The organism is Lacihabitans lacunae (assembly GCF_042649125.1).
Classification (GTDB): Bacteria; Bacteroidota; Bacteroidia; order Cytophagales; family Spirosomataceae; genus Leadbetterella; species Leadbetterella lacunae.
This window is the reverse complement of record NZ_JBHRYQ010000001.1, coordinates 4,285,698-4,309,322: the sequence shown is the minus strand read 5'-3', so window position 1 is coordinate 4,309,322 and position 23,625 is coordinate 4,285,698. Positions and strand designations below refer to the sequence as shown.

Sequence of the window (23,625 nt, the reverse complement as noted above, 5' to 3'; positions counted from 1 at the left end):
GTATCATATTAGCGGTATTGCTATTCGAAAACACAAATATACTAGGCTTTTTGTATTGGTACTATTTTTTGAAACAAAGTACAAACTAAAGTGTCAAGTGAATTAAAACCTTGGCTTACTTCACATTTATTTCGGTCTTCAATATTTTATTTTCAAAACCCACACGTTTTTTAGGCTTTTCTATATCATCTAAAAGGATTTTCACTGCCTCTAGGCCTATTTCGTAAGCGGGCTGCACTACAGTATGAATCGGTGGTTTAAACAAATGAGCCACATTGAGATTCGTAAATCCAAAAAACAAAAACTGGTCATTTACATCTGCATACCTCGCCTGAAACGCCTGATAGGTATTAATGGCGAGCCTGTCGCTACACGTAAAAAACGAATCCGGATTGTGATTGATAATTAAGTCGTCTATAACATCAATGGCCTCTTCGGGGTCAAACCTACAAAACCTAACGATATCTTCATTGTAGGCAATTCCGTTGTCTTCAAGGGCTTTTCTGTAACCTGCTAAACGCTCGCGTGTGATGGAAAGCGTGGGCGGGCTCGTAATGTGGGCAATATTTAGTTTTCCGCTATTAATCAAGAAAGTTGTGGCGTCATAAGCTCCTCCAAAGTTGTCGGCTTGCACTTTGTGCACATCTTCAATTTCGGGAACACGATCAAAATAAACTACAGGAAAGTTTTCATGGCCATATTTGCTGATATGCGAAACATCGGTGGTGGCTCCAGATAGCGAAATCACCAAGCCGTCTACTTTGCGTGCATACAAATGGCTCACATTCGAGATTTCTCTTTCGAGCGATTCGTGACTTTGGAATATAACTACATGGTAGCCTCTTTTATAAGCTTCGTCTTCAATGCCGTTTATGGCTTGGGAGAAAAAATTATTGGCGATTTCGGGTACAATGACCCCAATAGATCTGCTTTTGTTTTCTTTTAAACTTAAGGCAATTGGATTAGGCCTGTAATTAACTTTCTCGGCATAATCCACCACCATTTTTTTGGTGACTGGATTAATCTCATAGCTATCACGGAGAGCCCTTGACACCGTAGAGGTAGACAGGTTCAGTGCTTTAGCAATATCTTTGAGTGTAACAATTTCCACGAGTCAAATTAATTTTTGGGATAAACAAAAGGTTGTTTACAAACATAATCAAAAATGAATTAAAAAAGAATTAAAAAAAGAAGCCTGAATATTTTGAATGGCAACGATTGCATAAATTAATTAATTCTATTGTTTGTTTAACAGCTAAAAGTGGCTTAATCTTACATTTCAAAAAACAGTATTCTAAAGAGAAATGATAGAAATAAACTTAGAAGGAAAACTTGCAATTGTAACTGGTTGCAACAGAGGAATAGGCAAAGCCATGGCAGAAGGTCTAGCCAAAGCGGGAGCCGATATTATTGGAGTTTCTGGTACAATGCCCGCGAGCGGTTCAGAAGTACAAACCAATATCGAAAAACTTGGTCGTAAGTTTTACCCTTTCCAAGCCGATTTTAGCGACAGACCCTCTATTTATGCTTTTTTAAATTCAGTTAAAAGCACACATCCCAAAATAGACATTTTAGTAAACAATGCTGGAACCATTATGCGTAACCCAGCAGCAGAACATTCTGACGAATATTGGGACAAAGTGATTGCTATAAACCTTGACGCTCAGTTTATTATAACCAGAGAAATAGGCAAAACTATGATAGCAAATGGCTCGGGAAAAATAATATTTACGGCATCGCTACTCACCTTCCAAGGTGGCATAAATGTACCAGGTTATGCAGCTAGTAAAGGTGCCATAGGCAGTTTAATTAAAGCATTTGCAAACGAATGGGCCGGAAAAGGCGTAAATGTAAATGGTATAGCACCGGGATACATCGCTACTGACAATACAGAAGCTCTAAGAAACGACCCTGAAAGAAGTGCCTCAATACTAAGTAGAATACCTGCCAACAGATGGGGAGAGCCTGAAGACTTTGTAGGTCCTACTGTATTTTTGGCATCTGAGCTTTCCTCATATGTACATGGCACCATATTGACCGTAGACGGCGGCTGGATGGGCCGATAATCAATCTTAAAATAAAGCTTTTAATAAAATAGACATACGATAAATCATGAACGAAAGATACGAAAGCAGTCCACGCGAAGTGGAAGGAATGAACACTAAAGCCCTTAGAGAAAACTTTTTGGTGGAAAGCCTTTTTGAAGCAGATAAAATCTCACTTACTTACACACACTACGACCGTATGATTTTAGGTGGTGTTATGCCAGTTAACCAAACTTTAGAGTTGGGAGTGTACAACGCTATCAAAAGCGATTATTTTCTAGAGAGAAGAGAACTTGGCGTTATTAACGTAGCCGGAAAAGGTTCAGTTACTGCCGATGGTGAGACTTTTGAAGTAGAGAAACTAGGATGTGTGTATTTAGGAAAAGGCACAAAAAAAGTAACATTCGAATCAGCCGATGGAAGCAACCCCGCTCAGTTTTTCTTGCTTTCCGCACCTGCACACCAAAGCTACCCAAACAAGCACTTTACCAAAGAAGACGCTTCGCCAGTAGTGTTAGGAGCGGCAGAAACTTCAAACAACCGTACGATATACAAATACATTCACAATGACGGCATCATGAGTTGTCAATTGGTAATGGGACTAACCGTATTGAGCTCAGGAAGTATTTGGAATACCATGCCTCCTCACGTACACGATCGCCGTAGCGAGGTTTATTGCTACTTCGATGTACCTGAAAACCAAGGCGTAATGCACTTTATGGGACAACCAGACGAAACTCGTCACATGTGGATTCAAAACCACCAAGCCATCATTTCGCCGCCTTGGAGTATACATGCAGGAGCAGGTTCGGCAAACTACTCGTTTATATGGGGAATGGCTGGTGAAAACAAAGATTTTACAGATATGGACTTCGTAAATCTTAACCATTTAAGATAATACCAAAAAAGCTTATAGAGAGCCACTCGGGCTCTCTGTTTTTCTCAAATTTTTCCTTAAACATATTTTTTAAAATGAAAAATATACTTGCCATTGGCTTGCTATGTATAGCCACTGCTTTTGCTCCGAAATCAAGCGGACCAAAAATTCACCTGGTGGGCGACAGCACCATGGCCAACAAAAATAGCTATGATGCTCCCGAAACCGGATGGGGCCAAGTATTCCATTCATTTTTTGTGGAAGATGTAGAAGTAATCAACTATGCCATAAATGGCCGCAGCACCAAGAGTTTTAGAGACCAAGGGCATTGGAAAAAAGTGTTGGATAACATCAGCAAAGGCGACTATGTATTGATTCAGTTTGGACATAACGACCAAAAAATAAGCGATAGCCTACGCTATGCCGCCCCTCAAACCGATTACCGCCAAAACCTCCAACGCTATGTAGACGAAGCCAAAGCCAAAGGCGGAATTCCGGTACTTATTACCCCTGTAATGCGTAGAAAATTTGACGAGAACGGAGCTATTGTAGATGACCACGGCGATTACCCGCAGGTGGTAAAAGAGGTAGCACTTAAAAACCAGGTATCTCTAATAGACCTACATGCCATAAGCCAAAACATCATTAAAGAACACGGCGTAGAAGGCTCCAAAGACCTTTACATGATTTTTGAGGGAGGCCTTTATCCAAAATTTAAAGAAGCAAGAGAAGACAACACACATTTCACTGCGTATGGTGCCCAAGTGATGGCCGCAGCAGTGGCACAAGACATTTTCAATCAAAAAATACCACTTAAAGATTGGCTCAAAAAATCGCCATATCCTAACACATTTACGTTTCAGTTACCGGCAATTATTACTCCAATTTTTAGAAAAGACACCTTCGATATCCGAAACTTCGGTGCCAGAAGCGATGTCAAAACTGTAAATACTGCTGCTATCAACCAAGCGATAGCAGCGGCTGCAGTTAACGGTGGCGGAACAGTCTTAATACCTAAAGGGCTTTGGATTTCAGGTCCGATAACTCTAAAAAGTAACATAAACCTACACATAGCCGAAGGAGCACTTTTACAGTTTTCAGACAATAGAGCAGACTATCCGATCATAGAAACCACTTGGGAGGGCAATGTGGCGTATCGCTGCCAAGCCCCTATATCGGGCAAAGACCTCCATAATATTGCCATTACAGGCAAAGGCACATTAGATGGTGCAGGCCAAGTTTGGAAGCAAGTAAAAAAATCGAAGCTCACCGAATCTCAGTGGAAAACTTTACTCAACACAGGAGGGGTTTTAAATGACAAAAAAGATGCTTGGTACCCGTCTGAAACCTCAAAGTATGGCAACGAAAACCCAACTTGGTTAAATAAAAAAACCGAAGGAAAAACCTTAGCCGATTATGAGGCTTATCGCGATTTTTTGAGGCCAAACATGATCAGTTTGAGTAACTGCAAGCATGTTTTACTCGACGGCCCCACATTTTTAAACTCACCAGCATGGACACTTCACCCACTTTTGTGTGAACACGTAACCATCAAAAATGTAAATGTAAAAAAACCATGGTTTGGACAAAACAACGACGCCCTCGATTTGGAATCTTGTAAGAACGGAATCGTAGAAAACTGCACTTTTGATACTGGCGACGACGCCATCTGTATCAAGTCAGGTAAAGACGAAGAAGGGAGACTTCGCGGCAAAGCAACCGAAAATTTCATTATCAGAAATAACACCGTTTTTCATGGTCACGGCGGTTTTGTAATAGGCTCCGAAATGTCCGGTGGTGTTAAAAATCTTTTTGTTACCAATTGCAATTTCTTAGGTACAGACATCGGCCTGCGATTTAAAACCAAAAGAGACCGAGGCGGCGTGGTAGAAAACATCTTCATCTCAGACATTCAGATGAATAACATCCCGGGCGAGGCCATACTTTTCGATATGTACTACCAAGCCAAAGACCCTGTACCGCTCGAGGGCGAAGAAAACACGCTCCCCGAAATTCTGGCGATGCCATATAACGATGGCACACCTGCTTTTAAAGATTTTTATATAGAAAACATAAATTGCAAAGGTGCCGAAACCGCCATTATGTTAAGAGGTTTACCCGAGCAAAACATCAAAAACATCAGCATTAAAAATAGTACTTTCTCAAGCAATAAAGGCCTAGTTTGCATAGAAGCCCAAAATATTTCACTCGAAAACGTTTTGTTAGACACAAAGTCAAAAACAGTGGCCCAAATTCAAAACAGTACGGACATTCGATTATCAAATATTAGCTATAGCCCTACGGCTAATCTTTTGGTAGAAATAAATGGAGCACGAAGCAAAAATATCAGCCTGAGCAATACCCTAACTAAAGGTATTCAAAACGTAGCGACATTTAAATCTAAAGCTTCAAAAAAGGCTTTTAGTTTAAAATAAACACTGATATCCAATGAGATACAAAATACTTATGTGTTGTTTCTTGGCCAGTTTTGGTACTTTTGCCCAAATTGCGACAGACAGTACTGCCGAAAAAATGCTCCTGTATCAAAGAAGCTACGGAGGCTGGCCACAGTATCATGGCGATGCTACTAATTATGACTTGGCCATAGATGACGCCAGAAAGAAAATGCTATTAGCAGATAAAAACCAGGGAGATGCTACCATAGATGACAAATCAACCACTTTAGAAATAGAATATTTGATAAATTCCTTTTCTAAAACCCAAAATAAAACCTACCTAAATGCTGCTTGTAAAGGTATCGACTATCTTTTGAAAGCACAAAATAAGGCTGGCGGATGGCCACAATGGTACCCCGATACAAAAGGCTACCATACCCATATCACCTACAACGACCAGGCCATGATTGACGTAATGAATATCATGAAAATGGCTGCCTACAAAATTGGGGCATTTGCCTCACTTCCAGAGCAATATGCACCCAAAGCCAAAGCGGCCATGGAAAATGGGATTAAATGTTTACTCAACACCCAATACAAACAAAATGGAAAACTAACCGCTTGGTGTGCCCAACACGATGCACAAACGCTAGAACCAGCCAAAGCTCGTATGTTTGAATTGCCCTCCTTAAGTGGAAACGAAAGCGTGGGAATCGTAAGATTTTTAATGCAAATAGAGCACCCTTCAGAAGAAATAAAAACTGCTATTGAGGCTGCGGTCTCATGGTTAGACCAAGTGAAAATTCCCGATGCTGATGTAAAATTCGTGGACGACCCAAATGGCTCTAAAAGAAAAGACCGGGTGCTTATTTCAGCTCCTGGACATACGCTTTGGGCGAGGTTTTATGACTTAGAAACAAACCGACCTATTTTTGTAGGTCGCGACAGCCAAGTCAAATATGCAATCGCCGAGATAGAGTTTGAGCGAAGAAGCGGATATGCCTACTACGGAACTTGGCCTTATAACCTCATAAACAAGGAATACCCGGCATGGGTAGCAAAATGGGGAAAATAATCAAGCCCTAATTTACGGTAAACACCCAACGGGCGTATCGTGTGAGAGCGGGTTTTCCCTCATCCTCCACTTCACAGATAATGTGATAAGTGTCTCCAGCTTTCGCAGTTTCTGGTATTTTAACACTCGCAAGGTCCTCATGATAAGACACTGCTACGGCACTGCTATTTTTCCCCGCCTCTCTATATTCCCAAAATCTAATTTTCATTTTATCTCCGTCAGGGTCTGTGGCATTAACCCCAAAATTTACCGTTTCACCTGCTATGGCTGATCGGAATGTCATGGCTTTTGCTGCCACCACAGGAGGGTGATTACACTCCTCGAAGGGTTTTACGCACCAGTCTGCCCGAGCTGCAAAATCGTTTTGAATAGCTGCCAACCATCGCAATTGTGCGTAAGCTAAATCTAAAGTATCTTTTTGTGGGTTATAATCGGCCGCAGTAACACCGTCTTCCCAACGGTTTGGATTGGTTTTACTTTGCACCAATCTTCCGCCCCACCCGCCATAGTCTGGGTGGTCTAAGTTCATAAGACCCACATCTATCAAGTGTAAATACGCCGGAGAGTCTCCTTCGGATATAAAATCATATTTCACAAAACTCCCCCATTGGGCATTCGTCATTTTATTAGGGTCACCATGAATGTGCTCCTCATCGCCTGTCTGTTTTTGCCCATCACCGTAACTATAGTACATTTTCATTAGCGGACCGTGGTCGTTTATTATGTTTTCACCCATAAACTTCCCGTCAAAATACTTCTGCAAATCCTTGGGCATAACCGATTTCCAAGGATACGCCAACACAAAAAACTGGTTAGAATTATACAACACTTTTATATCAGGCCACGCCTTCGCCACATAGTTTTTATAGGTAGCGTCTTGGTCCATTATCGTGTAAATAATCGCCTTTTCAGACACTTTTTTATAAATCTCCTTCCAATTTTCTTTCCCACTATAGGTTTCTTCTATCGACTTTAAGGCCCTCGCTATGGTATTTGTTCCGCCCCATGCTTGCAGATAAATGGGGCTATAGTCACTGTCTAACAACTTCTCTTTTATCCAGTTTGAGCCCTCGGTATCTATTGCCATTTCACCTTCAAAATCTATATTGCCAACTTTTACCAAACCACCCAATTCTTCAGCAGAAGGAAATCCCTCTCCGTTTTTACTTAATGACGGATACACCTCAGCATAAGCCTTCAGCAAGTCCTGAATCCAGTTTACACCCGCCCATCTTAGGTCTGTCCGCGGTTTGGGATATATCTGTTTGGTCATCTCCATTTCTGACACAAACGTAGTGCCTTTGCCGTCGCCTTTGTAATGCCACATGGAGCTGCTGTACACCAAGCCTTCAATCTTAAATTCGTTAGCGTAGAGCAACATTCTCACAAACGAATCCACATCGTCTATTTCGCCATCGGTCGTAATTATGGTCCTAGGTTTGGCCCTTTTGATAGGCTCAGAATTCACACAAGCCCACAAAAAACATGAAGCCAATACCGCCAAAAGTAGATTTTTCATATAGGTCAAATAAAATAGTTGCGTAAATATAAGATTCTTCAACGGTTTACAATCAAATTTTTAAAACAAAATCTAACTCATTTTCCACCTAAATCTCAAGCACTTACTCGAATACAAAACAACAAATACAATATTATTAGGGCGGCTGCCGTCTTCGCCAGGCACCGGGCTATCCATTCCCGCTTTTTGTCAGGCCAAAGGCCAGCCAAAAGAGCTCCATTACTATCCCATGCCGCGGGGCATTTATGCATGTTTTGAATTAAAGTAATGTTCAAAAAACTATGCCCACAAAAACCTAAGTTTAAACAGTAGTAAACACGGGCTAAAATAAAAGTTGAAAATATTCAAGACAGTTATCGCTGACCACCAGTCAATTATTACAATTAAAATTTCGTATCGACTCCTTTCAAAAGAGATAATATCCTCTTGTCAATTTTCATCAACATTTCTATAAAGCTCTTTAGTTTTTTCTAAATAACTACACCTATTTTGTTTAAAATAAACACCTTAAAGCATGTCACTCCGAAAAACACTCACTTCGCTCAGAATTCTATATCCGATTTGGATGCTCACCGGTATGTTTGGCATCATGTATATTCCAAGCAAACTATTAGTAGCAAATGATCTCACTTTAACCGCACAGAATATTTTAGCAAACGAGCTAGTTTTCAGAGCCGGCATCGCCGCTAGTCTCCTTACCCAATTAATATACATTTGTGCCGCGGTTTTACTGTACCACTTTTTTAAACACATTCACAAAACTCAAGCAACTTTAATGTTGATTTTTACACTTGTGGGCGTACCCATTGCCATGCTTAATGAACTCAACTATTTAGCGGTTTTGAAAACCCTAAATAACCCCGAATTGTTGGAGCTTTTCTTGTATTTACACAAAATGGGAGTAGTAATAGCCGCCATATTTTGGGGTTTATGGTTATTTCCTCTTGGTTACCTGGTCTACAAATCCGGGTATTTCCCTAAAGTTTTGGGTCCTATAGTGATTATCGGGGCATCGGTTATTTAGCAGGTTCATTTATCAAAATCTTATTTCCAGCAGCTGAAAACATAATTAATGGATGCGAATTCATGACATTTGGTGAGGTGATATTTTTGGCATGGCTTGTATTTTTAGGTGCTAAAATACCAAAAGACAATAGTTAAAAAGCCTTTGCGAATATGCAGTAAATTGAAAATAAAAAAACCTTTTCTTACCTTCGTTTTAATAGACAAATGAAGCGGCTTTTTTAAAAATTGAGATTAGACTTTATTTATCACTTAATCTGATAAAGATGAACCCAAAAGTAGATTTTTACTTCACCAAGGCCAAGCAATGGCAAGAAGAATACAAAAAACTTAGAAGTATAATACTTTCGTGTGGCTTGATAGAAGAGCTAAAATGGGGCTGTCCGTGTTACATTCACCACAAAGGAAACATCGTACTTATTCATGGCTTTAAAGAGTATTGTGCCGTATTGTTTTTTCAGGGTGCATTGATTCAAGACGCAGACGGCATATTGATCCAACAAACTGAAAACGTGCAAGCGGCCAGACAAATGCGTTTTACCAGTTTAGCAGAAATAGAAAACTTAGAGGCTACATTAAAAGCATATATTTTTGAAGCCATTGAATTAGACAAGGCCGGTATAAAAGTGGAACTCAAAAAAGCGAAGGAATTTGAAGTAGCCGAAGAGTTTCAAACCAAATTAGACGAAATGCCAAAGCTAAAAGCCGCCTTTGAGGCACTCACGCCAGGTCGCCAAAGAGCTTATTTGTTAAACTTTTCGCAACCCAAGCAATCTAAAACCAGGGAGGCTAGAGTAGAGAAATACATCCCGATGATCTTAGAAGGAAAAGGACTAAATGATTGATATAAAACTTATTAGAACTACATGAACGCCCCAAACCCCGAAGTAGACGTATTTTTTGAAAACATTAAAAAATGGAAAGCCGAACTTGAGCAATTGCGAATAATATTACGTGACTGCGGCCTAACCGAAGACTTAAAGTGGAAACAGCCGTGCTATTCATTTAAAGGAAAAAACATTTGTATTATTGGTGGTTTCAAAGATTTTTGTGTCCTCAGTTTTTTCAAAGGAGTATTACTACAAGACAAGGCGGGCATTTTGGTAAAACAGGGCGAAAACACGCAGTCGGCTCGCATAGTAAAAATCACGGAATTAGAACAAATTACTACGCTTAAAGCAACCCTAAAAGCATACATATTTGAGGCCATTGAAGTAGAAAAAGCAGGAATTGAAGTTCCTTTTAAAAGTAATGATGAATTGGTGCTAGTCGAAGAGCTTCAAACCAAACTTGATGCCGATGTCACTTTCAAAGCGGCTTTTACAGCACTTACTCCTGGAAGACAGCGGGCGTATAACTTGTATTTTTCGGGAGCCAAACAAGCGAAATCTAGACTCGATAGAATTGAAAAATATACCCCCAAAATATTAAGCGGCAAAGGCATAAATGACTGCACCTGTGGCCATTCGAAAAGAATGCCCACTTGTGACGGCTCTCACAAATACTTGTAAAATAAAAAATGTAATGGATTTATTTACAATCATTTAACCTATCAAAAAGCTCCATCAATTTTTGTTGAGAATTATCCAATTCTCGCACAACTTTATCTTCATCAAAGGTTAGCGAAGGCCTTTTACTGTGATATTTTAATCGCTCTTGGGCTTTAAGTTTAACTTCCTTTGGTAACTCCAATTTTAGATAGCCACACATTTTCTCGAAATTCTGCCAAACGCCATCGCCGTAATCAAGCAAAACGCAGTTACTGTCTTTTTTTACAAATGCATGAATTTCCTCAAAATACCGCTCCAAAACCTTGGTAATAAACTCAGCAGGCGAAAGTTCTATTGATTTTTGAAATTCAAAGCCAAACAATTCAGGCTGAATTAAACCTGCCACCATGTGCATACCTCGCTCTTTGAGGTGCGAGTTGATAACCTCATCGGGTTGTCTGTAAGAAAAAACGAAGGGCACATCGGGGTAGAGTTTTCTTAAAATATCTACATAAAATATATGCCAACTGTCTAATTTAACAATAAAGTGATTTTGGATTTCTGTTCTTTTTTGGCCTAAAAACTTAACTACTGCTTTAAATACTTCATCTAAACACCTATCCGTAAAGTTTTCATTGCTAAATCGTAATTCTCTCAACACATCATCCAAAATTGGAGCTTCTGAAATCACTACATTTTGACTATCCAAGGCCAAAAGCTGACTCAGTAAAGTTGAGCCACACCTTGAAACATGAAAAACAAATGCAGTTGGTTTTACTTCAGGAAGCGATTCAGCCAAAGTAATTAACCCCTCAAGCGTAGACGCAGATTTATATATTTTTTTATTTTCTTCAAAAACAGAACATATCGAAACCGTGTCTTGAAAAAAAGGCTCAATAAATTGTTTATCAGCCAAGTGCACCCATTTACACAGAATTGAATTTTCTCTAAAATCCAACTTAAATGGTATCCAGTTTTTAATGCCCTGTTGCTCCACTTTAGGTGAGTTCTAACATTAACTCTGCTATTAATTTTTGGGCAGCTTCAGAGTTTTGGTTGGTTAATTCTTGTATAATCAATCGTGTGATTTTTGGATCTTTGACTACTGCTTTTTCTTTATCAAAATCATACCCAATGTCTCCAAAAAGTGCGTCTGACCATTCATTCCTAATGCAGTCTATTACCAAATGTACCCTTTCTTCCTCACCAAAATTAGACACAAAGTGGGGCAAACTAAAATTGGCATACCAACATTCCCCTGCTTGCATGGGCAGCAACTTGCCGTTTAGCTTAAATTCAACTTTTGGGTTGGTCATGATCGGTATATGAATCCTAAAAAAACCATCTTGATAGCCGCCGTCTGGGTCTGTGTGTTCTTTTATGTAACTATTGGGAGCAAGCGACAGCAGTCTAATGGCTTCTTTTTCACATTTAAAAGAATCTACTATTTCTTTAAAATAAGTACATTTTTCGAGGGTGGGCGTGTCTTTATATGGAGCATTGGCAGTGGCCAAAATGTCGTTTTCTAATCCAGAAATAGACCTTAAGGAAAAACTTGACCAAGTGCCTGAATAGTCAGAGGCATTAAAATGGCTTCTCCATGAATTTCCCTGACAAATACCCAAGTCGTGCCTTAATTTTTGAACATCAAAAACCGAAGTGAATTTATATGTTTCCATGTAATAGGTGTTGAGTTTTTATTCTCAAAAAGAGTTATTTCTTATAATTTTCATGCATCGAAAAAAGCACATAGGATAATCAAAAAGCACCTTCTGCTAAGGATTACAAAGGAATCGGTAAAAAAACAAAAGGCTATGGGTAAAAATACCTGTTTTAAACAATAGGCAATTTTACCCGTAACTGAGAGCACAGAATAAGCCAACTTTGTAACACAAATAACATGATATCTAATAATACCATTTTCCATATCAACTAAACTGATTTTCTAGATAAAGCCTTTACGGATAACCTTCCTAATAGTTTTTAATAGGAAATACAACAATACCAAAAAAGCAACCTATCGCTTTTTAGTAGGCAAATTAGTATGAGAGTTTGTCTTCTAGAAAAAGCATAGAAAACGAAATAGCCATGAAAACGAAAAACCTAAATTGGTGGAACAGCCTTAGTCAACAGTGGCAAAGGGCATTTTCTACCGTTGTACTAAATAAAAAAGAGACCGAAGAACCTACGGAAACAGAGATAGAAGACATCCTAAATCTGAAAGTTCTTAGAATAGTTGGACCTCAGGGCCCTTATGCAAATTTTACAGAAGAGCTTTCTGACTTATCAGGTTTAAGCGATTTAAAGCATCTCGAAATATTGATATTCACTTTTCACAAAATCAAAGGATTAAGAGAATTAGAGTATCATAAAAAATTGCAAAAACTATATGTTAATAACAACGAAATAGAAAGTTTAGCAGGCATAGAAAACCTCGCAAACTTAGAAGAGCTGTATTGCCACATTAACTCCATCAGTGACCTAAAACCACTTGAAAACCTATTGAATCTTAGTGACTTATACTGTTCCGACAATAAAATTGATGCATTTAATGGTTTAAGCGAAAAGCAAACTAAACTTAAAGTAGTGCATGCCATGCCAAATACAAACATTGGCCCAAAGCAAATTAGACAACTCGAAGACCTTAATATATTTTGTAAATAATTTTTCAAACCTTAAATAAAAATAATATGTCTGGAGATCCGGTTATAGCTTCAATCGATATGTTTGGAGGAAATTTTGCCCCACGTGGATGGGCTTTTTGTAATGGTCAATTATTGGCAATTGCTTCAAATACTGCCTTGTTTTCAATTCTTGGCACAACCTACGGCGGTGATGGCCGTACTACTTTTGGTCTGCCAAATCTACAAAGCAGAGTACCTATGCATGCAGGACATGGAGCAGGCTTAAGTACCCGCACGCTTGGTGAATTAGGTGGTACAGAGACTGTTACACTTGTAACGCCAAACCTACCTTCACACGCACATACTGCAACTCACGGTGGTATCATAAAATTCAGAATAGGAGATGACCCCGCTGATAGTTTTGCTACAATTGGCAGAGCAATTGGTCAAGGAGCCGCTGCCTTAAGTGATGGGCAAAGACCAAAAATAATGGACGAATCCCCAAAATTTACAGAAAACAACTATTTTGACGATAACGTGATTGATGCAAGTGGATTAACTATCAATGTGGGAAATACAGGTGGGAACGTGCCTTTTAACAATCTTCAGCCTTATTTAGTAGTAAACTTTTGCATTTGTTTATTCGGAATTTTCCCAAGTAGAAATTAATCAAATATTAAAATAACTAAACAATTTGAAAAATGAAGGAAGAAAAAGAAGAAACGATAATAGCACCAAAGAAAACATGGGTAGAACCCAAAATAGAAATGCTGCATATTGATGGGAGCACAAATGCGTTAAATGATGGAAGAGCAGGTGGTATAAGCTAAATTTATCATCTTTTTTAGGGAGTAACAATAATTTCGTTGCTCCCTAAATCACTTAACATTCATTTATAAGTATAAGTCTCAACTTTAAAGCTCTCATACATTTTTAATATTTTCAACCTTGATACAATGCGTCAATTTTGTTTCTCAATCACTTAATATTTTATCCAGAAACTCAGAAAAACTCCTGGTTTTAGCTAAAAATATTAACACTGAAAATTTTGATATAAAAGTCAAAGGAGAATATCAAGCAAAAGGCTTAAAATCAGGCTATAACTACAAAGGAACGTGGTGGTTTTGTGTTTGGGATAAAGAAAAAAAAACAGTTAAACTTATAAGAGATAAACATGGCTACACGTCTATTTTTTATTTAATAACTGACCAAACACTTTATATTTCTGAAGACATACAATCACTTTTAAAAATCAAAAAAACTACGCTGAACTTAAAAAGAATAGCAGCTTTAATGATTTTCTACAAAACCGATGAAGTAACACAAACGCACTTCAACGAAATACATAGCTTACCAGCTGGCTATGAATTAATAATACAAGAAAAAAAGTTAGAAATCAAAAGATATTGGTTTCCAGAAAATACGATTACAAAGAAGTATTCAAACACCAATGAATATGCAGAGGAACTATATCTAATTTTCGAAAACTCGGTAAAAAAAGCACTCGACAAATCAGTAAAACCCGCCTCTATGTTAAGTGGTGGATTAGACTCTAGTTCGGTAGTTTGTGTAGCAGCAAATCTGCTCCAAAAAGCAAATAAAAACTTAGAGACATACACACACATTCCGTTATTCGGGAATGAATATAGCACTAAATCACATCGATTTGGTGATGAAACTGAGCATGCTAAAACAGTACTCCAAAAATACAGTAACATTAAAGCCAATTGGCTTAAATCTGAGCAGATTTCACCAATAAAAGGCTTAGAAAAATATTTAGAAATCAGTGCTGAAATTATCCATGGAGCAAGTAATGCTTTTTGGTTGTATGATTTACACCTCCAAGCCGCAATCAACGGCCACGATTTGCTGCTAAGTGGTGAAAACGGAAACGGAACTATTTCATTTGATGGAATTCGATCACTACTTCCTTGGAATCATCCCTTTTATTCTAACATGCCACTGAGAAGAATAAAAGACAAAATTTATGGCCCAATAAGTCACCAATTAAAAAGCTTTTTAAACATAAAAGAGCAGGTTATTTTAGACAATTATCCTCATTTTTTAAACAAAAATATCATCTGTGAACTTGACTTAGATGAAGCTTACAAATCAGATCACTCTACGCGAAGTAAAGTTTCCTCAAAAGCCAAAATGTCAACATTAATAGACTTGGCGAGAGTAAGCAGAATGCCCCCTGGAGGGGTATTTGCCAAGCATTTTGGATATTCTATGGCCGACCCAACTGGGTCTGAAGATGTAATCGAATATTGTTTTTCATTGCCCAATGAGGCATTTTTTGGAACAAAAGGGTGCACCCGAAATATAGCCCGAACCATGATGAAAGGCCGCCTTCCAGAGAAAATTCGCACAGAATTAAAGTTTGGGCTTCAGTCTTCCGACATTACTGCTAGGCTTTTAAACAAACCTCATGAGGTAGATGATGCTTTAATGAAAATTACCAAAAACCATACTTTTAACTATTTGTTTGACGTCAAAAAACTTCAAAATTATTGGAATCTATTAAAAATATCTGACCCTAAAAAAGCGAATGTTGGCGAAGTTAATAGCTTACTAAAATCTATAATGGCTGGTTTTTTTATATTAAAATACGAATGATTATGAAAACTTATTCGAAAATAACCTGCTCTGAGTTTTGCGTTTTATTCGGTTTTCCTTCCAATGAGACCTTTAAGGGCTATTAATAACATACAAACCCAAAAAATTGTAGCACCTAACTTCATGTTAAATCAAATAAATACACGAAACTCAATGGCTCAAACTAAAATATATGAATACTCAGCTTTTGGAATTCTTATACAATCAGAAATACTACTACCTGCACTTTCTAAAAAAACAACAGACTCAGACCAAAATGCTATTTACATCAAAATAGGGAAAGTACCTGAAAATATTAAAAATGAAGCACCTTCTTTAAATAAAAACATATGCTTTAGCAAGACAGAATTTTTATTTCAAGTGCCAGAAAAGATAAAAATTTATGTAAGTAATGGGTCATTGGTAATTTTGGAAACCTTTAACTCACGATTGGATGATGTGCTTTTATATTTCTATTCAAATGGATTAGCCGCAGCACTTTATCAGCGAGGAGTTATCCCATTTCATGTTTCTGGCGTATTTTTGAACAAAAATAAGGTTCTTCTGATAGCGGCAAAATCAGGTACAGGAAAATCTACCACAGCTATTAATCTCCAAGAAAAAGGTTATCCCGTTTTTACTGATGACACGGCTATTTTACACAAAAAAGACAACAAAGTATTTGCCACAGCATCATACCCAATGATAAGACTTTGGCAAAAAAGTTTTGAAAACCAAAACCTATTTGACCACAATCAAAAGCAACGGCTCCTTCAAGATGTAGAATTTAACAAATACGGCTTCTCTTTTCATAATGACTTTTCGCAAAAAGAACATGAAGTATTGGGCATAGTTTTTATAGAAATCGGAGAAGAAGATATAGAAATAAATACACTTTCAAAAATAGAAGTAACCCAACAATTGATTAATAACACTTATCGCAAATATTTAGTAAAAGGTATGCAAATGGAAGAAACCCAATTTAGATTGATTTCTGAAATTGCGAACACAATCCCAGCCTATATGGCCAAAAGGCCTATTAACAAAGAAACATTTGGAACTTTTGCAGGTCAAATAGTTTCAGAAATCTGCAAAAAATTAGTGTAACACATAAAGTTTGAAAACACTTAAAATTAATCAAATACACCAAAAAATACCTACTAACGGGTAAAAATACCTGATTTTAAAAACAGGTATATATTGGCTTACCAGACAGTTGCAGTATGACTAGATTTGTTTAATGAAAACTACAAGCACTTAAGTGCCAACCTTAACACATTAAACTTTATAGCCATGAATAAAATTTACGATGTAATCGTAATCGGGGGAGGGTCCATGGGGCTCTCTACCGGTTATCACCTCGGCAAACGGAAAATCAAAACGCTTGTTTTAGAGCAGTTTCGGTTCATCAATCAACTCGGTAGCTCGGCAGGCGTTTCTCGCCAATTCCGCATTCCATATCCCGAAAGCTACATGGTACAAATGGTACTGGAGTCTGAGCCATATTGGGCTGAACTCCAAAGTCAAACCAAACGGAAACTGCTAGACACTGTGGGCACACTTTGGTTTGGTGACCCAAGTGTACACTCTACTGAAGGTAACATTGGCCAAGCCGAAAAGGCCCTCAAAGAACTAAACGTACCTTATACCACACTTACAGCTTCAGACATCGAAAAAGAATACCATTTTAAGGATCTTCCGAAAGAATATACGGGGCTTTTTCAGGCAGACGGAGCCAGTATAGACCTCAAAGCCACTCAAGAATCGCTCTATGAAATTAACAAACAAAGCGAGTATGTAGACCTAAGAGAGGAATGTCCGGTAATAGGAATAAAACAACACAGCAACAGCTTTGAAATAACTACACCAGAAGGTACTTTTTTGTCTGAAAAGCTGGTGATAGTACCTGGGCCGTATGTAGATAACATTATTCAGATGCTCGGGTTCACCATTCGTGCCACGTATTGGAACATGTCTTCGGCGTTTTTTAAAAAGAAAAGCCCTGAGGTGCAGTACCCTACTTGGTTTGTTTTTCAAAATCCTGTAGGTGAAAGCGGCAATCAGTTTTATGGCTTCCCGAGTGTAGATTGGAACCATCCAGAATACATTCGTGTAGCACCCGACTTTGTGATGGAACCACTCACGAATCCAAACCAACGGACCTTGGTGCCCAACCCAAAAGAGTTGGCATACACAGCCGAATGGGTAAAAAAACACATGACAGGCCTTGACCCGACGCCACATTTTACCTCCACGTGTTTAGTGGCACTTAGCGATGTCCCTACCAAAGAACTTATCATAGATTTTGCTCCAAGTTATATCCCGAATCACGAAAATATCGTGCTTTATGCTACCGGCTGGGCGGGTAAATTTGTACCGTTTATGGGTAAAATCTTGAGCGACTTAAGTATTGATGGCAAAACCAAATACGACATTTCGCATTTTCAACTTGGCTCTAAATATTTCCGAGCTATTTAAGCTTTTGCTGCTATAAATTAGCCCACACTGCCTGTTTTTGAAATTTATATTATTTCACTATTTGACCTTTATAAAAACATGAAAACTTATTCCATCTTTGGGGCAGGTGCCTCTGGCCTATACACTGCTTGGAGACTTTTGAGCGGCGATTTATCTGAAAAACATAAAGCCGAAGGCCTTAAAAAAAAACTCACCAAAGGCGACCGATTGGAGCTTTATGACTGGGGTAAATATAATTTCTCAGACAAACACGCGGGCACGCGGGCACCGGGTGCTAGGGTGTGTACTTGGCATTTTGAAAACAACAAAGACAATTCGTATTTGGAGTTGGGCGGCATGCGGTATGCTTATTGGGACGGCAATAATGACGCAGAAAGCCCGGGCCATAGACTGGTAACTACCGTAATAAAAGAGCTTGGACTCGACATAAACTCGGTACCGTTTAATGAATCTACCAATCCTTTGTATTATTTACGAGCAAAAAACATGTATCTCAATCAGATAACCTCTGATAATCCAGCTCCATACAATGTCAATAATTACGGAGCCACCGACTCTCCCGACACGGGTTTTGCTACTGTAGAAAACCTAGCTGTGACTGCTACCACCGGCCCTCAAACCCGAGCCGAGTGGTGTGAATTTTACCAAAAAGGAAAAATAGAAGTTGACCTGCCTGATTCGTCTGTGTATAAAAAAGGCGACTTGCTAAAAGACATCGGATACTGGAACCTTATGTTTGACCAACTGGGTGCTGAAGGTTATAACTATACTGCAGACGGCAACGGATATTCTTCTAACGTTATCAACTGGAACTCGGCGGTGGCTTTTCAGGCAAACAATGAATTTACGCCTGGAAACGAATACAAAACACTGACTACGGGCTTTTCGAGTATGTTTAATGCACTATTTGATGCCATAGAAAAACTCGCTCACGAAAAAGGCGTATTGCTTGACTATCAACCAAATACACGCCTACATTCAATATTAAAAAAAGGTGACAAAATACACTTCACACTGGCGACCCGCCAAAATCCAAATAAGAAAAGTGCCTCCAAAACCTGTGATGCCGCTTGGTTAGCCATGCCACGTGCTGCCATAGATTTGGTAGCTCAGGCCACCCGCTTTTCTGATGAAGAAGGTCTTGATGTATTAAACGATCAAAAAGTACAACTTTACTTAGAATCGGCTATTATGCAGCCCTCGTACAAAGTCGGAATGTTTTTCGATACCGAATGGTGGGTTAACCCGGCTACGCCCTACCCTGCTCAGCTTTTGAGCTACGAAATCACAGAGAAAGTAGCGGATTCTTTAACTCATTTTTCTGAAAACCAAAAAGAGGAAATATTAAACAACGAGAACCTTTTAGAGACGCCTTATGACAATGCCAAAGACTTTTTGGCGACCATAGAAAACACCCTAAAAACAAAGCTGACTTACGCACAAGAAGACGAAGTTCTAACGAAAGCAAAAAGAAATACGATAGGCCCAAGTGTAACCGACATGCCGATCAGGCAAGTGGTGTATTTTGGAAATAATGCGACAGCAGACAGCGAAAAAGCCGTCTATGGCCTATTGGCTTCTTATGACGACGAGATGTTTACGAGTTTTTGGAAAGAATTAGAAATTGGTCCGGACAGAAACAAGGAAATTCCTACTTCTGACGACACTCAACCGCTAGAAGGACCAAGAAAAGCACCTGCCGACATGGTAAAAATGCTCAGAAAACAACTGGCTCAGGTTCACTTTGGACCTAGTGCTGACTACACCGCCGTGCCCGAACCTATCGAAACTTCGTATATGGACTGGTCGCTGCCGCCGTTTAATGCGGGCTATCATGCCTATGCCGCTCATTTTGATATCGGTGATGTGCAGCAGTCTATCCGAAAACCCTCTCAACTGCTCTTTGAAGAAGACGCTGACATTTTTATAGTAGGCGAAACCTACTCAAATGATCAAGCCTGGGTTGAGGGAGCTTATTGTACAGCCGAGTCTGTGCTCAATGACTTCTTTCATATTAAGCCAATTATTGACGAAACGAACTATCCGTTTATCTGTCCAAAAATCTAAAAATTTTTAAACTTTATAACCATGAATAACGACAATTTACCATTTGGAGTAGGAATTAGAATCTTAACAGAAATAGAGGCGAGTACCGCAGACCTCGGAGCATTAAAAAACCTCCAAGGAGCCTGGAGCAGCAGTTCGGGAATGGGCTGGAACGTAATATCTGTACCCGGCACTAAAGAGCAGGAATTTGTGTATGAAGTAATTCCGTATACCGAAAAACTGACTTTTACGCCTGTAGTGGCGGCCAGTAACCGCGGGCCATTTATTGAAGGCCAAGAGGAAACGCAGAATCTAGTAGGTTTGCTGTATGAGCAAGAGATTTTTAGCGAATGCGACACCGACTTTTGCAAACAACGAGGTTTTCCGAGTGGAGCCATGATACACGCCGAACGCGGCATTTTCTTAAACGTCGCTAATTTTAATTCGGGGTTTGACGTTGTCAGGCTTTCTACTATTCCGCATGGCAACTCTGTTTTAGCTCCTGGCACTTCTAACAATACCATACCAGCAACTAACGATTTTTTTGGTGAAGCAAGCACTGAGCCTTCGGCGGTTACGGGAAGTTTACCGTTTGGGTATGGCGAGGGGCAATTTAACACACTTCAGTTTGCGAATTTTCCACAAACTAACCCTAACCTTTTCTTACAAAAAACACTCGGCGACCAAAAACTATCAGCAATGACCACACTTGATTTTTCTACAAAAAATACAGATGGAGGGGTGCTAAACATTCCGTTTATTCAAAAAAACATTAAAACCACAGACATGGAGGCCACTTTTTGGATAGAAGAACTTCCAAATCCTGTGGCAGGGCAAGCTAACATATTCCAGCTACAATACACACAGACTATCAATTTGGTATTCCCTCCTACCGGTGCCAAACAAATGGTGGTTTGGCCGCACGTTACCGTAAATACATTACGAAAAATGAGTTAAGGCCCACAGACTTTTAAATGGCCCTTCGGGGCTATTTTTTTGTCAAAATATTTGTATAAACACTTCAAACAAATCTTTACACATCCGCTAATTACCTTGTATATTTGAGCAAAGAATTTACAGATTATTGTCGTTTTTGAATTATTAAATTTGATGAAAAAGAAGCCGTTTGTTTTGTCAGGAGGAGGCGTTAGGGGTTGTGCACATTTGGGAGCGGTTAAGGCTTTGGCTGAGCACAATATAGTCCCTTCTGAAATAGCCGGAACTAGTGCTGGAGCCATAGCGGGTGCGTTTTTGGCGAATGGTTTTACCCCAGACGAAATCATTGAAATGCTCGTTTCGAGATTTAGCCTGCATTTGCTCTCATGGAATTCTTTTAAACTCGGCCTTATTTCACACAAAGACATCCGAGAGTTTTTAGAGAAAAACCTGCGTTATACCGAATTTGATAAGCTACCGATACCGCTTCATGTTACCGCCACCAGCTTTGTAGATGGCCGGCAAAAGATTTTTACACAAGGTAATGTCGTAGATGCCGTAATGGCCGCAAGTTCTATCCCGGTGCTGTTTCCGCCTACTTTTATTGACGATGTGCCGTATGTAGACGGCGGCCTTTCAAACAATTTGCCGGTGGAGCCTTTTGCAGATCAAAAACAAAACGTAGTGAGTATTTATGTAAATCCGCTCAAACTATTTAAACTTGACACGGGCGTATTTGAGCTCATGGACCGCTCGCTTCACCTTAGTTTTAGAGAAATGGTAAGTCGCTCTGCAAAAGACTGTTTTATGTACATTGAACCCGAAGATCTACATAAATTTGGCCTTTTTGATATAAATAAAATGGAAGCGATTTTTAAAATTGGCTATACATACACCAAATCTATGGTGAAGACTTTTTAAGTTCTGGAATAACTATTATTAGCTTTGAGCGTTTTCAAAAAAATACACCTTAACCGTTTAAATATTATTAGTATTTAAAATCTGTTCATCCTGTTATTTTTAAGCAAAAAGGTCTTAATCAAACAGAAAACTGCTTATTTTTTATGAAAAACTACCTCCTACTCTTTTTATTTTCTATATCATGTTGCACTGTTTTTGCCCAAAAAGAAAAAGCAAACTACGCTGCTACAGCTAAAGCATTTGAAGAAAACTTTAACTCAGAAAACTACCAAGCCATTTTTGATTCATTTTCGCCTGAAATGCAAAATGCTCTGCCAATCAATAAAACAACCGCATTTTTAGGCGGATTAATGACTCAATCGGGAAAAATCATACAGAGGGATTTTGTTAAATATGAGCAAAGCTACGCTTCCTATAAAACTGTTTTTGAAAGAGCCACTTGGGCACTTAATATTTCGGTAGATAACAGCTCGAAAATAAACGGCTTCTTGGTAAAACCACTTGTAGAAAACAAACTACCAAAACCCACCCGAAATACCACTAAACTAGACTTGCCATTTGAAGAAGAATGGACCGTAACTTGGGGAGGTGACACTAAAGAACTCAACTATCACGTAGAAAGTGATGCCCAGAAAAATGCATTTGATTTTGTAATAACAGACCTAAACGGAAGCTCACATAAAAACACAGGCAGCAAAAACGAAGACTATTATGCCTTTGGCAAAAAACTATTGGCACCGTGCGATGCCGAAGTGGTACTGGCGGTAGATGGCATAAAAGATAACACGCCTGGTACACTAAACCCGATATACGTGCCGGGCAACACCGTGATACTCAAAACCGCCAATAACGAATATCTGTTTTATGCACATTTTAAGCAAAATAGTATAGTAGTAAAAGAAGGACAAAAAGTAAAACGTGGAGAGCTGTTGGGCTTATGTGGTAACTCAGGAAATTCTTCGGAGCCGCATTTGCATTTTCATATTCAAAATGTGGAAGACATGAATATCGCCACGGGCGTAAAGTGTTATTTTGAAAATTTAAGTGTAAACGGAGAAACAAAAACCGACTATTCCCCGATAAAAAAAGATAAAATAAGCAATTCTAAAAAATAAAACAGATTAATTGCCGCTCGAAAGCAATCATTTAAGAAATGGAAACAAAAATAAGCGAAATAACCGCCGAACAAACCCACGACTTGCGGCACCGTGTAATGTGGCCCGACCAACCGATTTCTTTTGCTATACTGCCCGAAGATGCCAATGGCGTACACTTTGGCCTTTGGAAAAACGAGGTCTTAATCAGCATCGTATCTGTTTTTTTGAATGAAAAAGAAGCCCAGTTTAGGAAATTTGCAACCGAAACTACCGAACAAGGGCATGGCTATGGCAGTCAGTTGCTCCATCACATGATTGACTTCACAAAGTCTAAAGGCGTTCAATTGCTTTGGTGCAATGCACGCTCGGAAAAAGCGTATTTCTACGAAAAATTCGGATTTAAAACTACCGATGAAACTTATACAAAAAAAGGAATTGACTTTGTGAAAATGCAAATGTCCCTTTAGGTTTTCGTTTCATATTTTCCGCTTATTGGATTA

General features: G+C 38.9%; 22 protein-coding genes. 18 read left to right on the top strand and 4 right to left on the bottom strand.

All coding sequences use genetic code 11. The features are described from left to right. Positions 1–115: 115 nt before the first annotated feature. Complete coding sequence (locus tag ACFOOI_RS18515) at positions 116–1,111, bottom strand: LacI family DNA-binding transcriptional regulator (RefSeq protein ID WP_379839551.1); 996 nt, start codon at positions 1,109–1,111, stop codon at positions 116–118. A gap of 193 nt (positions 1,112–1,304) precedes the next feature. Here ACFOOI_RS18515 and ACFOOI_RS18510 point away from each other — a divergent pair, with 193 nt between their 5' ends. The 4 genes from ACFOOI_RS18510 to pelA all read left to right on the top strand — a co-directional run bounded on the left by ACFOOI_RS18510 (position 1,305) and on the right by pelA (position 6,393). Beyond that, positions 1,305–2,066, top strand: a complete 762-nt coding sequence (locus ACFOOI_RS18510; RefSeq protein ID WP_379839550.1) for an SDR family NAD(P)-dependent oxidoreductase — start codon at positions 1,305–1,307, stop codon at positions 2,064–2,066. Between the two features lie 46 nt (positions 2,067–2,112). Next, positions 2,113–2,943: a 5-dehydro-4-deoxy-D-glucuronate isomerase gene (kduI, locus tag ACFOOI_RS18505; protein ID WP_379839549.1), complete on the top strand. Its 831-nt coding sequence runs from the start codon at positions 2,113–2,115 to the stop codon at positions 2,941–2,943. 74 nt (positions 2,944–3,017) lie between these two features. Next, positions 3,018–5,357 (top strand): glycosyl hydrolase family 28 protein, encoded by a 2,340-nt coding sequence (locus ACFOOI_RS18500; RefSeq protein ID WP_379839548.1) that lies wholly within the window; start codon positions 3,018–3,020, stop codon positions 5,355–5,357. A gap of 13 nt (positions 5,358–5,370) precedes the next feature. Further along, the gene (gene pelA / locus ACFOOI_RS18495) at positions 5,371–6,393 is read left to right on the top strand and encodes a pectate lyase (RefSeq protein ID WP_379839547.1); all 1,023 of its coding nucleotides are present in this window, start codon (positions 5,371–5,373) and stop codon (positions 6,391–6,393) included. Positions 6,394–6,400: 7 nt separating this feature from the next. Here the strand turns inward: pelA and ACFOOI_RS18490 are convergent, their stop codons facing one another. Next, positions 6,401–7,912 (bottom strand): DUF1593 domain-containing protein, encoded by a 1,512-nt coding sequence (locus ACFOOI_RS18490; RefSeq protein ID WP_379839546.1) that lies wholly within the window; start codon positions 7,910–7,912, stop codon positions 6,401–6,403. A gap of 514 nt (positions 7,913–8,426) precedes the next feature. Here ACFOOI_RS18490 and ACFOOI_RS18485 point away from each other — a divergent pair. The 3 genes from ACFOOI_RS18485 (at position 8,427) to ACFOOI_RS18475 (ending at position 10,446) form a co-directional block, all read left to right on the top strand. Continuing rightward, positions 8,427–8,936: a DUF4386 domain-containing protein gene (locus tag ACFOOI_RS18485; protein WP_379839545.1), complete on the top strand. Its 510-nt coding sequence runs from the start codon at positions 8,427–8,429 to the stop codon at positions 8,934–8,936. A 265-nt stretch (positions 8,937–9,201) separates the two neighbouring features. After that, positions 9,202–9,780 (top strand): YdeI/OmpD-associated family protein, encoded by a 579-nt coding sequence (locus tag ACFOOI_RS18480; protein WP_379839544.1) that lies wholly within the window; start codon positions 9,202–9,204, stop codon positions 9,778–9,780. 21 nt (positions 9,781–9,801) lie between these two features. Continuing rightward, entirely contained in the window at positions 9,802–10,446 is a 645-nt protein-coding gene (locus ACFOOI_RS18475) for a DUF1801 domain-containing protein (RefSeq protein WP_379839543.1), read from the top strand. 19 nt (positions 10,447–10,465) lie between these two features. On the opposite strand, the gene ACFOOI_RS18470 is transcribed toward ACFOOI_RS18475, so the two are convergent. Both ACFOOI_RS18470 and ACFOOI_RS18465 read right to left on the bottom strand, forming a co-directional pair. After that, positions 10,466–11,422 (bottom strand): sulfotransferase, encoded by a 957-nt coding sequence (locus ACFOOI_RS18470; RefSeq protein WP_379839542.1) that lies wholly within the window; start codon positions 11,420–11,422, stop codon positions 10,466–10,468. 1 nt (position 11,423) lies between these two features. Beyond that, positions 11,424–12,104 carry an aspartyl/asparaginyl beta-hydroxylase domain-containing protein gene (locus ACFOOI_RS18465; protein WP_379839540.1) on the bottom strand — a complete coding sequence of 227 codons (681 nt, stop codon included), beginning with the start codon at positions 12,102–12,104 and terminating at the stop codon, positions 11,424–11,426. 409 nt (positions 12,105–12,513) lie between these two features. On the opposite strand from ACFOOI_RS18465, the gene ACFOOI_RS18460 reads away from it, so the two are divergent. The 11 genes from ACFOOI_RS18460 to ACFOOI_RS18410 all read left to right on the top strand — a co-directional run bounded on the left by ACFOOI_RS18460 (position 12,514) and on the right by ACFOOI_RS18410 (position 23,592). Beyond that, entirely contained in the window at positions 12,514–13,089 is a 576-nt protein-coding gene (locus ACFOOI_RS18460; protein ID WP_379839539.1) for a leucine-rich repeat domain-containing protein, read from the top strand. Between the two features lie 26 nt (positions 13,090–13,115). Then, positions 13,116–13,718, top strand: a complete 603-nt coding sequence (locus ACFOOI_RS18455) for a phage tail protein (RefSeq protein WP_379839538.1) — start codon at positions 13,116–13,118, stop codon at positions 13,716–13,718. A 32-nt stretch (positions 13,719–13,750) separates the two neighbouring features. Then, entirely contained in the window at positions 13,751–13,879 is a 129-nt protein-coding gene (locus ACFOOI_RS18450) for a hypothetical protein (protein ID WP_379839537.1), read from the top strand. Between the two features lie 118 nt (positions 13,880–13,997). Next, complete coding sequence (locus ACFOOI_RS18445; RefSeq protein WP_379839535.1) at positions 13,998–15,668, top strand: asparagine synthase-related protein; 1,671 nt, start codon at positions 13,998–14,000, stop codon at positions 15,666–15,668. 123 nt (positions 15,669–15,791) lie between these two features. Then, on the top strand, positions 15,792–16,754 hold the full coding sequence (locus tag ACFOOI_RS18440; protein WP_379839534.1) for a hypothetical protein: 963 nt from the start codon (positions 15,792–15,794) through the stop codon (positions 16,752–16,754). Positions 16,755–16,940: 186 nt separating this feature from the next. Next, positions 16,941–18,125, top strand: coding sequence for an FAD-dependent oxidoreductase (locus ACFOOI_RS18435; RefSeq protein ID WP_379839533.1), 1,185 nt, complete (start codon positions 16,941–16,943; stop codon positions 18,123–18,125). A gap of 78 nt (positions 18,126–18,203) precedes the next feature. Beyond that, positions 18,204–20,192 carry a hypothetical protein gene (locus tag ACFOOI_RS18430; protein WP_379839532.1) on the top strand — a complete coding sequence of 663 codons (1,989 nt, stop codon included), beginning with the start codon at positions 18,204–18,206 and terminating at the stop codon, positions 20,190–20,192. Between the two features lie 21 nt (positions 20,193–20,213). Beyond that, positions 20,214–21,128 carry a heme-binding protein gene (locus ACFOOI_RS18425; protein ID WP_379839531.1) on the top strand — a complete coding sequence of 305 codons (915 nt, stop codon included), beginning with the start codon at positions 20,214–20,216 and terminating at the stop codon, positions 21,126–21,128. A 153-nt stretch (positions 21,129–21,281) separates the two neighbouring features. Next, positions 21,282–22,028, top strand: coding sequence for a patatin-like phospholipase family protein (locus ACFOOI_RS18420; protein WP_379839530.1), 747 nt, complete (start codon positions 21,282–21,284; stop codon positions 22,026–22,028). 143 nt (positions 22,029–22,171) lie between these two features. Further along, positions 22,172–23,143, top strand: coding sequence for a peptidoglycan DD-metalloendopeptidase family protein (locus tag ACFOOI_RS18415; RefSeq protein WP_379839529.1), 972 nt, complete (start codon positions 22,172–22,174; stop codon positions 23,141–23,143). Between the two features lie 38 nt (positions 23,144–23,181). Continuing rightward, on the top strand, positions 23,182–23,592 hold the full coding sequence (locus tag ACFOOI_RS18410) for a GNAT family N-acetyltransferase (protein ID WP_379839527.1): 411 nt from the start codon (positions 23,182–23,184) through the stop codon (positions 23,590–23,592). Positions 23,593–23,625: the final 33 nt, after the last annotated feature.